Origin of the sequence: Bacillus sp. 2D03 (genome assembly GCF_003946765.1) — a bacterium.
Lineage (GTDB): Bacteria > Bacillota > Bacilli > Bacillales > Bacillaceae_G > Bacillus_A > Bacillus_A cereus.
Genome location: NZ_RPSJ01000009.1, coordinates 41,862 through 57,643, shown reverse-complemented (window position 1 = coordinate 57,643; position 15,782 = coordinate 41,862). Strand labels below are relative to the sequence as shown.

Sequence of the window (15,782 nt, the reverse complement as noted above, 5' to 3'; positions counted from 1 at the left end):
TTTAATTGAATTTTATAATTGAGAAAATAGAGGGTTTACAAGGAGAATTTTCAAATCTTGTTTCCATGATGAATTACGCTCGCTATACAACAATGCAAGCAGTGGAAGGTTTAACAATTGAAGAACTTGATTATTTATATGATAAGGACGCAAATTCAATTGGTATGTTATTGTACCATATGGCCGCTATTGAATTTTACTACCAGATTCATACTTTTGAAGACCGTGAACCAACGGAGGCTGAATTAGAACGCTGGTTACCTGGCATTGAATTAGGCGATCTTGGACGTGAGAAAATAAAAGGAAACGCTATAGAATTTTACATAAATACATTACAAGAAGTACGTTCCAAAACAATCGAGACTTTTCAATCGTTACCTGATGAATGGTTATTTAAAACGACAGACTTTTGGTATGACAAACCAGCAAATAACTATTTTAAGTGGTTTCACGTTTTTGAAGATGAAATCAATCATCGTGGACAAATTCGTTTAATTAAAAAGATGCAAAAAGCTCATGCAGTAAAATGAGGAAATGCCACCGAATAAGGTGGCATTTTCTTTTATTCATTAACAAATAGCTTTTCGTTTACTATTTTAGTGACTACCACTACCAACATTAAAATGCATATTAAATATAGCATTTTCGCAATAAACAACCACCCTTGAAACATTACAATTCCATCTATTATCTCATTTCCTTTCCATTCCATAACAAAAACGGAATTGTGCTGATTATAATGACAAATTCGATGCTGAAAACCATTTTCTTTTTTCGACTATATGCTTTCCATTCATTCCAGCGATACATAGGAGCAAAAATCAATACTCCTATACATAATATAACTGGTACCCATTCACTGTTAAGAAATTGTCCTGAAATAACTGATAATAGTAAACAAACTAGCACACCATAATATCCTATTTTTTCTCTCATTCGTACTTCCCCATTCCCCTTCTCCTCAAATCCCATTTTTAGGATTAATTGTATTGTATCATCCATTTTTTATTCTTATCATTACAGTACATGAAATTTCACTTTTTTCTTTTTCCTATACTCACATACTTTCACTGCTTTCATACAATAAACTACACGAATGCCTAAAGGATGTGAATGTTATGGGAGTTGAATTAACGCTATTACACGCTCTCTACATTATTTGTTTACTCACTATTATTACCTTTTTTATTCTCCGAAAAGATACGACTATCATTTGTATCGTTTTTATCTTTTTATTAGCATTAACTGCAACAAGTTCTATCCCTCTTGCCATTAGCGGAATTTTTCAAAGTTTCATTTACGCCATTACTGAGCTATTACCAACTATATTAATCATCTCCATTATCGTATCAATGAGCAATTTACTCGTTCATACTGGCATAAATGATACGATGATTTCACCATTTACAAAAATGATTCGTACACCTACACTCGCCTACTGGATTATCGGCCTTTTAATGATGACCATTTCTTTCTTCTTTTGGCCTTCTCCAGCTGTCGCCTTAATGGGAGCTATTTTATTACCGGTTGCTGTACGTGTCGGCCTTCCTCCAATTGGGGTTGCAATTGCTATGAACTTATTTGGACACGGCATCGCCTTATCAGGAGACTTCGTTATTCAAGGTGCACCGAAATTAACTGCAGACGCGGCTGGTCTCCCTGTTTCCAGCATCGTATCTGCAAGTGTTCCACTCGTTATCGTTATGGGCATTGTGACAACTTCTGTCGCTTTTTTCTTCTTACGAAAAGAGTTTCATACAGGCTTATCTATACAAGAAGCTATTCCATCAACTGAGTCTTCTAAAACGCTCACTTCATTATCTCCTCGCATAAAAAAATGGCTCGCTATTTGTATCCCTATCGTATATATCATTGATATCCTTTGCATGATTCAATTTAAATTACAAGGAAGCGACGCAACTGCACTTATCGGCGGAACGACTGTTATTATGATTATCATCATTTCCCTCATCGCCTACAAAGGAAATGGACTGAATAAAACGACCGATTATTTCATAGAAGGGCTCCAATTTGGCTTTAAAATTTTCGGACCAGTTATTCCTATCGCTGCACTCTTTTATTTAGGAGATAGTGGATTTGTAAAAATTATCGGGGACTATTTACCGAAAGGTTCACACGGAATCATTAACGACTTAGGCATCGCTTTATCTCAAACTGTTCCTTTAAATCAATATGTATCGGCAGGGACATTAACCATCGTTGGTGTCATTACCGGCTTAGATGGATCAGGTTTTTCAGGTATATCACTTGCTGGTTCCATTGCCAATCTTTTTGGAACAGCACTTGGCCATGGAACAGCTACATTAACAGCACTCGGACAAATTGCGGCTATATGGACCGGGGGCGGGACGTTAATTCCTTGGGCACTTATTCCTGCTGCTGCGATTTGTAAAGTCGATCCATTTGAACTTGCACGCCGAAACTTTTTACCGGTTGTTATCGGTTTAATTGTCACCACGATCGTTGCGATGTTTATCCTATAACGTAAGCAAGTGTTCTCTTGCTTACGTTTTTTGCTTGTAAAATTCATCATGAATTATCAGTTTTCAAGAGGGATTCGTTATTACTTAGCGAAATTATATTAGGAGAGTAATTATTTCAAAACGTTTACGAGAAACAGATTACTGCAATTAGAAAAGGGGACATACCTATGAATGAATTGATTTTCGTCTTATTAATTTGTCCATTACTTATCTTTATCGTTTCTGTTATTGGAACGCGCAAGACGAAAACGTATTACGTAATGCCGATTGTAACGTTTGCTAGTTTTTTAATAATAGGTGTTATCGCCTTTACTCCAAAATTTTTCTTTTGGGTTGGCATGTACAGCATCTTCTCATTTATTGTTTCTTATATGACTTTATTGTTTGTAAGAGGATATGAGCTTGCAGAAAGCGCTAAGTAGTTAAGGAGATTGTAATATGATTTTCTTTGATATTGATGGAACTTTACTTGAAATTATAACAATGATATAAAAAAACGACCGCGTTCCCCCGCGGTCGTCTTTTTTCGTGTTACGCTGTGATCCAAGCTTCGTTAGTTGGATTTTTACGCCACTCTTGTAATTTTTTTGTTTCAGCTTGTCCGATCATACCTTTTTCTGCTGCAACTTCAGTTAATGTACTGTAATCACTTAAAGAATATGATGCTACGTTAGCTGCTTCTAGTTTTTCTTTTCCTGCTTCTAACTCGTATGTGAAGATTGATACGATTCCTAATACTTCACATCCAGCTTCGCGAAGTGCTTCTACACATGTAATTGCACTACCGCCAGTTGAAATTAAGTCTTCTACTACTACAACTTTTTGACCTTTTTCAGCTTTTCCTTCGATTTGGTTCCCTTTACCGTGACCTTTTGCTTTACTGCGTACGTAGCACATTGGTAAATCCATACGATCGCTTACCCATGCAGCGTGCGCAATACCAGCAGTTGCTGTTCCTGCAATAATTTCTACAGTTGGGAAGTGCTCTTTAATTAACTCTTCTAATCCAGCTGCAATCGCTTGACGTACTTTTGGATAAGATAAAGTTAAACGGTTATCACAATAAATTGGTGATTTCATACCTGAAGACCATGTGAATGGATCGTTCGGTTGTAAAAATACTGCTCCAATTTCTAATAAATGCGATGCGATTTCTTTTTTCATACTGTTACACCTTCCCACTGTTGTTTTACTGTTTTATACGCTTCAAGCGGATTTTCTGCTTTTGTAATACTACGTCCAACTACGATGTAGCTTGAGCCAAGTTCCCTCGCACGTTTCGGTGTTGCTACGCGCACCTGGTCATTTACATCATCGCTTGCAAGACGAATCCCCGGTGTTACTGTTACAAATTCATTTCCGCATACTTCACGTAATTTTGGAACTTCAAGTGTTGAACAAACAACGCCATCAAGTCCACTTTCTTTCGTTAGTTTTGCATAATGAGCAACCGCTTCTTCTAACGTTTTCTCAATGCCGATCTCTTTTTTCATCATAGCTTCCGAAGTGCTTGTTAGTTGTGTAACTGCAATACAAATCGGTCTCTCTTTTCCTTCTTGCTTACCTTCCTCTAATCCCTCAATCGCAGCTTTCATCATACTGCTTCCCCCAGCAGCATGAACATTTACCATATCAACATCTAGACTAGCTAGGCTACGCATAGCGCTTTTTACTGTATTCGGAATATCATGAAGTTTTAAATCTAGAAAAATCTTATGTCCTTTTTCTTTTAAGTACGTAATAATCGCAGGGCCTTCTTTGTAAAATAACTCCATACCAACTTTGACAAATAACTTTTCCCCTTCAAAGTGGCGCAAGAATTGTTCTACATCTTGTTTCCCTGGAAAATCTAATGCAACGATTAACGACTGTGACATGTTTGCTTCCAGCTCCTTCCTTGACATTCCGAAATGTGATCAAATCCTAATTCATCTAGTAATGCTGGTAACTCTTCAATAATTGTCGGACATACGAACGGATCAATAAAGTTCGCTGTACCTACTGCAACTGCGCTTGCGCCAGCATAGAAGAATTCAATTACATCTTCCGCTGTCTCAATACCACCCATTCCGATAATCGGAATGTTTACCGCTTGGCTTACTTCATGTACCATGCGAATTGCTACTGGCTTAATCGCAGGACCTGATAATCCACCTGTACGGTTTGCTAAAATTGGTTTAGCTGTTTTTAAATCTAGACGCATACCAAGCAATGTATTAATCATCGTTAAACCATCTGCACCTGCATTTTCAATCGCTTTTGCAATTTCCACAATGTTTGCCACGTTCGGTGACAACTTCACGTATACAGGTACTTCAGAAACCTCTTTTACTCGCTTCGTTAAATCAGCAGCAATTTCAGGATTTGTACCAAAGGCGATACCACCTGTTTTTACGTTCGGACAAGAAATGTTTAATTCTAGTGCATGGACATTAGGCGCTTTAGAAATTTCCTTCGCAACCGCTACGTAATCCTCAGCTTGTGAGCCTGCAACGTTCGCAATAATTGGAAGGTCAAATTGTTCTAACCATGGTAATTCCGAATTCATTACTTTGTCTAATCCCGGGTTTTGAAGTCCGATTGCATTTAGCATGCCGCCTGGTGTTTCAGCAACACGAGGCGTTGGATTTCCATAACGTGGTTGTTCTGTCGTCGCTTTAATCATGATTGATCCTAGTACACTTAAATCGTAAAACTGTGCATATTCACGACCAAACCCAAAGCATCCAGATGCCGGTATAATTGGATTTTTTAACGATAATCCTGGTAATTCAACTTGCAATCTGTTCATAGTACAACCTCCCCGATTGGAAATACTGGTCCGTCGCTACACACCTTCTTGTAAGAATGTCCACTTGGATCTTCTTGTAAGTGGCATACACATGCGAAACAAGCTCCAATACCACAGCCCATACGTTCTTCTAATGAAATATAGGCTTTTTTCTCTTTGTAACGTCCTTCTAATGCACGAAGCATCGCTAACGGACCACATGAATAAAGAATATCAAAGTCAATTCCGTAATTATCAATTACATCTGTGACAAATCCTTTTGTACCGTGTGTACCGTCTACTGTTGCAACGTACGTATCACCAAGTTCTGCAAATTTTTCTTCATAGAAAACTACATCTTTCGTTTGAAAACCTAGGATGTGAATTACGCGTACCCCTTTTGCAACGAGGCGCTGTGATAATTCATAAAGTGGTGGTACACCAATTCCCCCGCCTACTAGTAAAGCTGTTTGACCAGCTTCTGCTTCTTCTACAGGAAAACCATGTCCTAGCGGTCCTAGTACGTCTACCATTTCACCTTGTTTTCTAGTTGCTAATGTTTTTGTCCCTTGTCCTTCTGCACGATATAGCATTGTAAATTCGTTCTTCTCTTGATTTACATTACAAATACTAATCGGGCGGCGCAGAAGGGGCGCAATGCCCTCTGCTACCTTAATGTGTACAAACTGCCCTGGTTCGTTCATTTGCTGTACTAACGTTCCTTGAAGCACTAATTCGTAAATGTTTTTTGCGATTTCTTTTTGGTTAACGACAATCATATTTTGCTTTTGCATCATGCATGTACCACCTCGTGACGCTTTGTTTGCGTAATTTCTTTCATTGAATGAGCTGAGAATGTCATAGATTCTAGTACTCGTAAGATTGCTCTCGTTGTATCAAGTGATGTTAAGCAAGCCACACCATTTTCTACTGATTCACGGCGAATGCGGAAACCATCACGCGCTGGTTGTTTGCCTTTCGTTAGCGTATTGATTACAAACTGTGCTTTTCCTTGACGGATAATATCTAGTAAGTTGTAGTCTTCAGAATCAATTTTGTTTACAACTTGCACTGGAATATTTTGCTCAGCTAACGACTGTGCTGTTCCAGCTGTTGCTAATAAGTTATAACCGATTTCGTGGAAACGTTTTGCAATTTCCATTGCCTCTTCTTTATCTTTATCCGCTACAGTAATGATTACTGATCCGTGCGTTGGGATGTTAATTCCAGAAGCAACTAATCCTTTGTATAATGCTTTTTCAAGCGTTAAGTCTTTACCCATTACTTCCCCTGTTGATTTCATTTCAGGTCCTAATGTTGTATCAACTGAGCGTAGTTTTGCGAATGAGAATACCGGAGCCTTTACATATACTTCTTTCTCTTCTGGGTGATAACCAGTTCCGTATCCTTGCTCTACTAGGTCTTGCCCTAAAATAACTTTCGTTGCAACATTCGCCATCGGTACGCCTGTAATTTTACTTAAGAATGGTACTGTACGGCTCGCACGTGGATTTACTTCGATTACATACACTTCATCTTTGAATACTACAAACTGAATGTTTAGTAATCCAACAATGTTTAAACCTTTTCCAAGTGCAATTGTATGTTCAATAATTTGTTCTTTTAGTTTTGCAGATAAGCTTTGCGGTGGATATACTCCGATTGAGTCACCAGAGTGAACTCCAGCGCGTTCAATATGTTCCATAATACCCGGAATGAATACATTCTCACCATCTGAAATTGCATCTACTTCAATTTCTTTACCAACCATGTAACGATCGATTAATACTGGGTGATCTGCGTGAACTTTAACCGCATTTTTCATGTAGTGCAGCAGTTCTTCTTGACGATATACGATTTCCATCGCGCGTCCACCTAGTACGTAAGATGGTCTTACTAATACTGGGTAACCAATTTTGTCAGCGATTGCTACTGCTTGCTCTACAGTCGTTGCTGTTTTACCAACTGGTTGCGGGATACCAAGTTGTGTTAGCGCTGCTTCAAACTTATCACGATCTTCTGCACGGTCTAAATCTTCAAGTGATGTTCCTAAGATTTTCACACCGTGAGCTTCTAATTTAGCAGCTAAGTTAATTGCCGTTTGTCCACCGAACTGAACGATAACACCTTCTGGTTTTTCTAAATCGATAATGTGCATTACATCTTCAATCGTTAATGGTTCAAAGTATAATTTGTCAGAAATACTGAAGTCTGTTGAAACTGTTTCTGGGTTGTTATTAACAATGATTGCCTCATATCCAGCTTCTTTAATTGCCCATACTGAGTGAACTGTTGCGTAGTCAAACTCAACACCTTGACCAATGCGGATCGGACCAGATCCTAGAACTACTACACTCTTACGATCTGTTACAATCGATTCATTTTCGTCCGCATATGTGCTGTAGTAATATGGCGTTGCAGATTCAAACTCTGCCGCACAAGTATCTACCATTTTGAATACTGGCATCATATTATTTTCTTTACGCATATCGTAAATTTCGCGCTCCGTTTTGTTCCAAGCTGCTGCAATGTAGTGATCGCTGAAGCCCATTTCTTTTGCAGTTTGTAGTACTTCCATATTTCCTACGTTCGCTTTTACTTCACGTTCCATATTTACGATGTTTTCAACTTTTTGTAAGAAGAAGAAGTCCATTTCACACCATTCATTGATTTCTTCTTTCGTTACACCTTGGCGAATTGCTTCTGCTACAATAAACAGTCGTTCATCATCCGCTTTAATGATACGTTTTTTCATCGTTTCTTTATCAAGTTCTTTTAAGTGCTCTAATTCTAAGTGATAAATGCCAAGCTCTAAAGAACGAACTGCTTTTAGTAATGATTCTTCTAAGTTACGTCCGATTGACATAACTTCACCAGTTGCTTTCATTTGTGTTCCAAGCGTTCTGTTCGCTGATTCAAACTTATCAAACGGCCAACGTGGAATTTTTGAAACAACATAGTCTAACGCTGGCTCGAAACAAGCGTAAGTTTTTTGTGTTACTGGGTTTACGATTTCATCTAACGTTAAGCCGACTGCAATTTTTGCTGCTAATTTCGCAATTGGATATCCAGTTGCTTTAGATGCTAGTGCAGATGAACGACTTACACGTGGATTTACTTCAATTACATAGTATTGGAAGCTATATGGATCAAGCGCAAGCTGAACGTTACATCCGCCTTCAATTCCTAGTGCACGAATAATTCGTAATGAAGTGTTACGTAACATTTGATATTCACGGTCGCTTAGCGTTTGGCTCGGTGCTACTACAATCGAATCACCTGTGTGAACACCAACTGGATCGATGTTTTCCATGTTACATACTACAATCGCGTTATCATTTGAATCACGCATTACTTCATATTCAATTTCCTTACAGCCAGCAATACTTTTCTCTAATAAACATTGTGTTACTGGACTATGTTTTAAACCACTTGTTACGATTTCAATTAGCTCTTCTTCGTTATGGCAAATTCCGCCGCCCGTTCCTCCTAATGTGAACGCTGGTCGAACGATTACTGGATAACCAATTTCGTTTACAAATCCATATGCTTCATCAAGGTTATGAATAATTTCACTTGGTGGTGTTGGTTCATTTAAATCTTGCATTAATGTACGGAATAAATCACGATCTTCCGCTTGCTCGATTGCTGATAATTTTGTTCCTAAAATTTCAACTCCGCACTCGTCAAGTACGCCTGATTTTGCAAGTTCAACAGCCATGTTTAAACCTGTTTGACCACCTAATGTTGGTAGGATTGCATCAGGACGTTCTTTACGAATAATACGGCTTACGAATTCTAATGTTAATGGCTCGATGTATACTTTATCTGCTGTTGCAGTATCCGTCATAATTGTTGCTGGGTTAGAGTTAACAAGGATTACTTTGTAACCTTCCTCTTTAAGAGATTGACAAGCTTGTGTACCAGAGTAGTCAAACTCCGCTGCTTGCCCAATTACAATTGGTCCTGATCCGATTACTAAAATTGTGTTAATGTCTAGGCGTTTTGGCATAACTCTTCCCCTTCTTTCTTGAAGTTTTCAATCATTGTTAAGAAATCTTCGAATAAATCATTTGCATCTTCTGGTCCCGCTGAAGCTTCTGGATGGTATTGTACTGTAAATGCTGGGAACTTCTTATGACGAAGACCTTCTACCGTTCCATCGTTTAAAGCAACATGTGTAATTTCAAGATCTGTATTTTCAACTGATTCTTCTTCTACTGCGTATCCGTGGTTTTGAGATGTAATTGCTACTTTTCCAGTTGCAAGATTTTTTACTGGATGGTTTAAACCACGGTGACCAAATTTCAACTTACTTGTATTTGCACCTGATGCTAGAGCGAACAATTGATGTCCTAGGCAAATTCCGAATAAAGGAACTTTACCGATAATGTCTTTTAACATTTCAATTGCTTCTGGTACATCTTTCGGATCTCCAGGTCCATTACTTAACATAATTCCATCTGGGCTAAGGCGTAAAATTTCTTCTGCTGTTGTGTTGTAAGGAACTACAATTACATCACAGTCACGCTTATTTAATTCTCGTAAAATACCATGTTTCATACCGAAGTCTACTAGTACAACTCGGTGACCACGACCTGGGCTTGGGTATGGATCTTTCGTTGATACGCGTTTTACATGATCTGTAAATACTGTCGCTTTTAATTGACTTACAATGTACTCTACATCTGCATCCATATTACAAAGGCGTCCGCGTAATGTACCGTATTGACGAATTTTTCTCGTTAATTTTCTCGTATCAATCCCTGCTAATCCTGGGATATTTCTTTCGTTCAAGTAATCATTTAACGAAATTTCATTACGGAAGTTTGATGGATGATCACAAATTTCGTTTACGATTAAACCATTTACAGATGGGTGAATGGATTCAAAATCGTCACGGTTAATGCCGTAGTTTCCGATTAATGGGTACGTGAATGTTACGATTTGACCGCAATATGATGGATCAGATAATGTTTCTTGATATCCAGTCATTCCTGTTGTAAATACAACCTCACCTGACTTTTCGATTTCGCCTCCGAAACCTGTTCCAATTAATACTGTTCCATCTTCTAAGATAAGTTGTCTTTTCATACTAATGCACTCTCCTTTTGCCATGCGATCTTACCACCAACGATTGTCATTACCGGCCATCCTTGGCATTTCCAACCTGCGAATGGTGTATTTTTTCCTTTTGATAAGAATGTTGTTGGGTCAATCTCTTCTTCTTGTTCTAAATCAATGATTGTAATATCAGCTGTTCTACCTTCTTTCAGGCGACCTGCTTCTAAGCCGAATGTATCAGCTGGCTTTTCTGTTAAGAATTGAATTAATTGTTCTAATGTAATAATTCCTTTTTTCACAAGGTTTGTGTATAGAAGTGGGAATGCTGTTTCAAAACCAGTAATTCCAAACGGTGCTCTTTCAATTCCTTGTGCTTTCTCTTCCGCTGTATGCGGTGCATGGTCAGTTGCAATCATATCGATCGTTCCATCTAATAAACCTTCAATTAATGCTGCATGGTCTTCTTTTCCACGAAGCGGTGGGTTCATTTTAAAGTTAGGATCAGCTGATGGGATATCATCTTCACATAACACTAGGTGATGCGGTGTTACTTCTGCTGTTACTTTAATTCCAGCGCGTTTCGCATCACGGATTACACGTACCGAACCTTTCGTACTTACATGACATACGTGATAGTGGCAATCTGCTGCTTCAGCAAGCAGTATATCCCTTGCAATATGTACAGATTCACATACTGATGGGATACCGTTTAATCCGTGTTTCTCAGAAAACTTCCCTTCATGTACACAACCTTTATTAATAAGCGTATTCTCTTCACAGTGCGCAACTACTGCCATATCTAATTTTGCTGCACGTTTCATAGCCGCTAACATCATGCTCGCATCTTGTACGCCTACGCCGTCATCTGTGAAAGCAAATGCTCCAAGTTCTTTTAATGTTTCGAAATCTGTCATTTCAGAACCAGCTTGACGTACTGTAATTGCTCCGTATGGTAGTACGTTAACATGAGCTTTTTCTTCAATACGTTTTTGCAAGTCTTCCATATGTTCTCTGCAATCTGGTACCGGACGTGTATTTGGCATTGCGCAAATTGTAGTGAATCCACCTTTTGCCGCTGCTAGTGTACCTGTTTCAATTGTTTCTTTATGTTCACCACCTGGTTCACGAAGATGTACGTGTACATCTACTAATCCAGGTGCGATTAACTTTCCGTTCACATCGATTACTTCAGCATTATCTGCCGTAATATTTTCTGCTACCTTAGCGATTTTACCGTCTTGTACGAGAAGATCCGTTGCTACGATTTTTCCTTCTTCATTCATATAACGACCATTTTTAAACAAGTAATTCATGTTTCATTCCTCCTAATACATTTGGTAAGGCGCGTTTTAGTACAGCCATTCTTACGTAAACTCCATTTTCCATTTGTTTAAATATGCGTGAACGCTCACACTCAACAAGTTCACTTGCAATTTCAACATCACGGTTTACAGGAGCTGGATGCATAATAATGCTTCCTTCTTTCATACGCTTTTCTCTTTCCACTGTTAATCCGTGTTTCTCATGATACTCTTTCATAATGTCTGTTTCATAATGATCATGACGCTCATGTTGTACACGAAGTAACATCATTACATCCACTTCTGGAACAAGTTCATCTAATGGTTTGTATGTTCCAAATGTGTTGTCTTCATCTTTCCACTCTTCTGGACTTGCAAAGTAGATTGTTGCACCTAGTTTCGTTAATGCTTCTGCATTCGAACGCGCTACTCTGCTATGACGAACATCTCCTACTATCGCAATCTTTAATCCTTCAAATCTTCCAAACTCTTGTTTAATTGTAAGGAGATCGAGTAGGCACTGCGTTGGGTGGTTTCCACATCCATCTCCAGCATTTAAGATTGGGATATTCACCTGATCTTTTAGTTCATCGAAGTAGCGATCTTGCTCATGGCGGACGATTACCGCTTTTGTTCCGATTGATTCTAATGTTCTTATCGTATCGTATAAAGTTTCTCCTTTTTGTACGCTAGATGCATCAGCTGAAAAGTTTAAAACATCAAGTCCTAATCTCTTCTCAGCAACCTCAAAGCTAAATCTCGTTCTCGTACTATTCTCAAAGAACAAGTTCGCAACAAAAGTTTGCTCTGTCGTTTTGCTTTCTTTTCCATTCGCAAAATCTTCTGCGTCTTTTAGGATTTCTGAAATTTCTACTTCCGATAATTCACTCATCGTTAACAAATGGCTCATCGTCATCCCTCATCTTTCTAATTTTTATGTTACCACTTTCGTATATTTATAACAACCTTTGTATAAAAATACCCTAGTCATGTGAGACTAGGGTGCAAGAAAGAAGCCACCCTTTTCGGTCTCACAGGACTGAATTAAAAGGTTATTATTATGAAGCAATTTGCTTAGATTGTTTTATTTGTTTCGTTTCTGGTAGTAGTAGATTTAATAGTACACCTACAATTGCTGCTAGTGCCATTCCTTCTACTTGGAACGATTCTCCTACGTGAAGTACCGCTCCGCCAATACCAATCACTAGTATCACTGATGCAATCATTAAGTTTCGTTTGTCACTTAGGTCTGTTTTATCATCTACCATCATGCGTAATCCGCTTGATGCGATTACACCGAATAGTAGGATTGATACACCACCCATAACTGGTGTTGGGATCGAATGAATCAGTGCAGAAATCTTACCGATAAACCCGAATATGATTGCAAACACTGCTGAACCGATGAATAAGTATACACTGTATGCTCTCGTAATTGCTAGCACACCGATGTTTTCACCATACGTCGTATTCGGCGGTCCACCGATTAGTGACGCGATTAATGTCGCTACCCCATCACCGAAGATTGAACGGTGTAAACCTGGTTTTTCAATTAAATCTCTTTTAATAACATTTCCAAGTACAATTTGATGTCCGATATGCTCTGAAATTGTTACTAGTGCAACTGGTACCATCAGGAGTACAATCTTCCACGAAAACTCCGGCGTATATGTTACAAATGGTACTGTGAAATCTGGTATAACAAACCATTTTGCCTCAGCTACCGGCTTTAAGTCTACTAGCCCTTGGAAGTAAGCGAAGATATATCCGCCGACAATCCCTAGTAACACTGGTATGATACTGAAAAACCCTCTCCCGAATATCGAGCAGATAATTGTAATTGCTAACGTTACTAACGCTACTGAAAAGTGTGTAAAGCTATATTTGCCATCCGCACCGTTCATCGCCATGTTAACTGCTGTATGTGCTAAAGCTAGACCGATTACCATTACTACTGGACCAACTACGATTGGCGGAAGTAATTTCATAATCCACTCTGATCCTGACTTCTTAATTCCGAGTGAGATTAAGATGTACACAAGTCCTGCTAGCAAACCACCAAGCATTGCTGCTCCCGGTCCACCTGCCGTTTTCGCTGTTATAATCGGTGCGATAAAGGCGAATGATGATCCTAGATAGGCAGGTACTTGACCTTTCGTTATAAGAAGGAACGCTAACGTTCCTAATCCACTTGATATTAATGCTACTGATGGATTCAATCCTGTTAAAAACGGAACAAGCACTGTTGATCCAAACATCGCGAACAAATGTTGTATACTTAAAAATAACCATTTTCCCGGTTTCGGTACTTCATTAACGTCTAACACTGGCTTTTGTTCCATTGTTACATCCTCCTTCAGTTTAAATCTTTGCAATAAAAAAACTCTTTGTGCCTGTGCACAAAGAGTCCTACACTTTCGTATGCCAAATTTGACATATGAAAGCCAAGACCCTTTGGCAGCCTCACAGGACTACATTTAAAAGGGCTTTACTTATCGTATATGCTTACTCGATCTTGTTGATCTGTCTCTTGCAAATCAACTTCTATACGCTCTTCACTTGATGTTGGAATGTTCTTCCCTACATAATCAGCGCGAATTGGTAATTCGCGATGACCTCTATCAACAAGAACCGCCAATTGGATTTGAGATGGTCTACCTAAATCCATAAGAGCATCCATTGCTGCTCGAACTGTTCTTCCTGTATATAATACGTCATCCACAAGGATAACTTTCTTCTTCGTAATATCTACAGGGATATCAGAACCTTTTACAAGTGGTTCTTTATTTTTCGATTGTAGTGTTAAATCATCACGATATAACGTAATGTCTAACTCTCCAACTTCCATTTCTTTTCCTTCAATTTGACCAATTCGTTCTGCCAAACGTTGTGCAATAAAAATTCCACGAGTTTTAATTCCGACAAGAACACAATTATCGACACCTTTATTTCGTTCCACGATTTCATGACTAATTCGTGTTAAAGCGCGGCGAATCATTTGGTCATCTAAAACGACAGCTTTCTCTTGCATGCTCTACACCTCCAAGCTTTTTTCTTGCGTGAGAGTAATGGTATAAAAAAAGTCCTCTCAGCGTGTGCGAGAGGACTTTTGAAAAAAGGGTACAACATACCCTAAGTATTTCAAACCGTTACCTTCTCAACCTCACGGGGCTGTGTTAAAGGATCATTATTTAACTGTTGTCAGTATCTCAGTTTTCTTATGATTTGTCAATACTATTTTCGTAAAATATTTAATACGTCTTCAAACACTTCTGGAATCGGTGCCTCAAACTGAATATATTCACCAGTACGAGGATGATCAAAGCCTAAAATACCCGCATGAAGTGCTTGTCCATTCATATCTAACGTTTTCTTCGGACCATACTTCGGATCTCCTGCAAGTGGATAGCCAATATATTTCATATGAACACGAATTTGGTGCGTACGTCCCGTTTCTAAGCGACATTCTACAAGCGTAAAGTCTTTAAAGCGTTCTAACACTTGGAAGTGCGTAACAGCGTTCTTACCATTTTCATCAACTGTCATACTTTGACGCTCTTTCTTATCACGAGCAATCGGAGCATCAATCGTTCCCTTATCATGCGGAATCACACCGTGTACAATCGCTTTGTAACGTCTCGTTACTGTTTTTGCTACAAGCTGATTTACAAGCGATTCATGTGCCATATCATTTTTAGCAACCATTAATAGTCCAGATGTATCTTTATCAATACGATGCACGATACCTGGGCGCATTACACCGTTAATGCCTGATAAGTCTGTACAATGGTGCATAAGGCCGTTTACAAGTGTACCACTTGTATGCCCTGGTGCTGGATGTACAACCATACCACGTGGCTTATTTACAACAAGCACATCTGCATCTTCATAATAAATTTCTAAATTTAAATCCTCTGGTTGAATATCTAACTCTTCTGGTTCAGGAATTGTTACTGTAATTTCATCTTCTTCTTTTACTTTATAATTCCCTTTTACCGCTTTTCCGTTTACTGTCACAACGTCATCTTTAATCCATTGCTGCACTTGCGTACGTGACCATTCGTTATTTATCCCTGCAACGAATTTATCAATTCGCTCGTTTTTTTGCTCTGCTGCAACTGTTACTTGTACTACTTCACTCAT

General features: G+C 38.7%; 14 protein-coding genes and 1 pseudogene. 3 read left to right on the top strand and 12 right to left on the bottom strand.

Translation table 11 applies throughout. From position 1 onward, the window contains the following. Positions 1 to 5 precede the first annotated feature (5 nt). Complete coding sequence (locus tag EBQ15_RS20085; RefSeq protein ID WP_001009252.1) at positions 6 to 530, top strand: DinB family protein; 525 nt, start codon at positions 6 to 8, stop codon at positions 528 to 530. Positions 531 to 562: 32 nt separating this feature from the next. On the opposite strand, the pseudogene EBQ15_RS20080 reads toward EBQ15_RS20085, so the two are convergent. Beyond that, positions 563 to 936, bottom strand: a pseudogene (locus EBQ15_RS20080) (YoqO family protein). 182 nt (positions 937 to 1,118) lie between these two features. Here EBQ15_RS20080 and EBQ15_RS20075 point away from each other — a divergent pair. Both EBQ15_RS20075 and EBQ15_RS20070 read left to right on the top strand, forming a co-directional pair. Then, complete coding sequence (locus EBQ15_RS20075) at positions 1,119 to 2,504, top strand: membrane protein (protein ID WP_000537864.1); 1,386 nt, start codon at positions 1,119 to 1,121, stop codon at positions 2,502 to 2,504. Between the two features lie 167 nt (positions 2,505 to 2,671). Further along, entirely contained in the window at positions 2,672 to 2,926 is a 255-nt protein-coding gene (locus EBQ15_RS20070) for a YbeF family protein (RefSeq protein WP_001003933.1), read from the top strand. A gap of 109 nt (positions 2,927 to 3,035) precedes the next feature. Here the strand turns inward: EBQ15_RS20070 and pyrE are convergent, their stop codons facing one another. The 11 genes from pyrE to EBQ15_RS20015 all read right to left on the bottom strand — a co-directional run bounded on the left by pyrE (position 3,036) and on the right by EBQ15_RS20015 (position 15,782). Next, on the bottom strand, positions 3,036 to 3,668 hold the full coding sequence (gene pyrE, locus EBQ15_RS20065; RefSeq protein WP_000711442.1) for an orotate phosphoribosyltransferase: 633 nt from the start codon (positions 3,666 to 3,668) through the stop codon (positions 3,036 to 3,038). After that, entirely contained in the window at positions 3,665 to 4,381 is a 717-nt protein-coding gene (gene pyrF / locus EBQ15_RS20060; protein WP_000083505.1) for an orotidine-5'-phosphate decarboxylase, read from the bottom strand. The genes pyrE and pyrF overlap by 4 nt, the downstream gene beginning before the upstream one ends. After that, the gene (gene pyrD, locus EBQ15_RS20055) at positions 4,366 to 5,295 is read right to left on the bottom strand and encodes a dihydroorotate oxidase B catalytic subunit (RefSeq protein WP_001081049.1); all 930 of its coding nucleotides are present in this window, start codon (positions 5,293 to 5,295) and stop codon (positions 4,366 to 4,368) included. Before pyrD ends, pyrF begins: the two co-directional genes overlap by 16 nt. Continuing rightward, complete coding sequence (gene pyrK / locus EBQ15_RS20050) at positions 5,292 to 6,071, bottom strand: dihydroorotate oxidase B electron transfer subunit (protein WP_000983368.1); 780 nt, start codon at positions 6,069 to 6,071, stop codon at positions 5,292 to 5,294. The genes pyrD and pyrK overlap by 4 nt, the downstream gene beginning before the upstream one ends. Then, positions 6,068 to 9,286, bottom strand: a complete 3,219-nt coding sequence (gene carB, locus EBQ15_RS20045) for a carbamoyl-phosphate synthase large subunit (protein ID WP_001126104.1) — start codon at positions 9,284 to 9,286, stop codon at positions 6,068 to 6,070. Before carB ends, pyrK begins: the two co-directional genes overlap by 4 nt. Continuing rightward, complete coding sequence (locus EBQ15_RS20040) at positions 9,271 to 10,368, bottom strand: carbamoyl phosphate synthase small subunit (protein ID WP_000828685.1); 1,098 nt, start codon at positions 10,366 to 10,368, stop codon at positions 9,271 to 9,273. Before EBQ15_RS20040 ends, carB begins: the two co-directional genes overlap by 16 nt. After that, entirely contained in the window at positions 10,365 to 11,651 is a 1,287-nt protein-coding gene (gene pyrC, locus EBQ15_RS20035) for a dihydroorotase (RefSeq protein WP_001108366.1), read from the bottom strand. Before pyrC ends, EBQ15_RS20040 begins: the two co-directional genes overlap by 4 nt. Then, entirely contained in the window at positions 11,635 to 12,549 is a 915-nt protein-coding gene (gene pyrB, locus EBQ15_RS20030; protein ID WP_000018845.1) for an aspartate carbamoyltransferase, read from the bottom strand. The genes pyrC and pyrB overlap by 17 nt, the downstream gene beginning before the upstream one ends. Positions 12,550 to 12,697: 148 nt before the next feature. Then, complete coding sequence (gene uraA / locus EBQ15_RS20025) at positions 12,698 to 13,981, bottom strand: uracil permease (protein WP_000435931.1); 1,284 nt, start codon at positions 13,979 to 13,981, stop codon at positions 12,698 to 12,700. 146 nt (positions 13,982 to 14,127) lie between these two features. After that, positions 14,128 to 14,670: a bifunctional pyrimidine operon transcriptional regulator/uracil phosphoribosyltransferase gene (gene pyrR / locus EBQ15_RS20020; protein ID WP_001156491.1), complete on the bottom strand. Its 543-nt coding sequence runs from the start codon at positions 14,668 to 14,670 to the stop codon at positions 14,128 to 14,130. Positions 14,671 to 14,873: 203 nt separating this feature from the next. Then, positions 14,874 to 15,782 carry an RluA family pseudouridine synthase gene (locus EBQ15_RS20015; protein ID WP_000005830.1) on the bottom strand — a complete coding sequence of 303 codons (909 nt, stop codon included), beginning with the start codon at positions 15,780 to 15,782 and terminating at the stop codon, positions 14,874 to 14,876.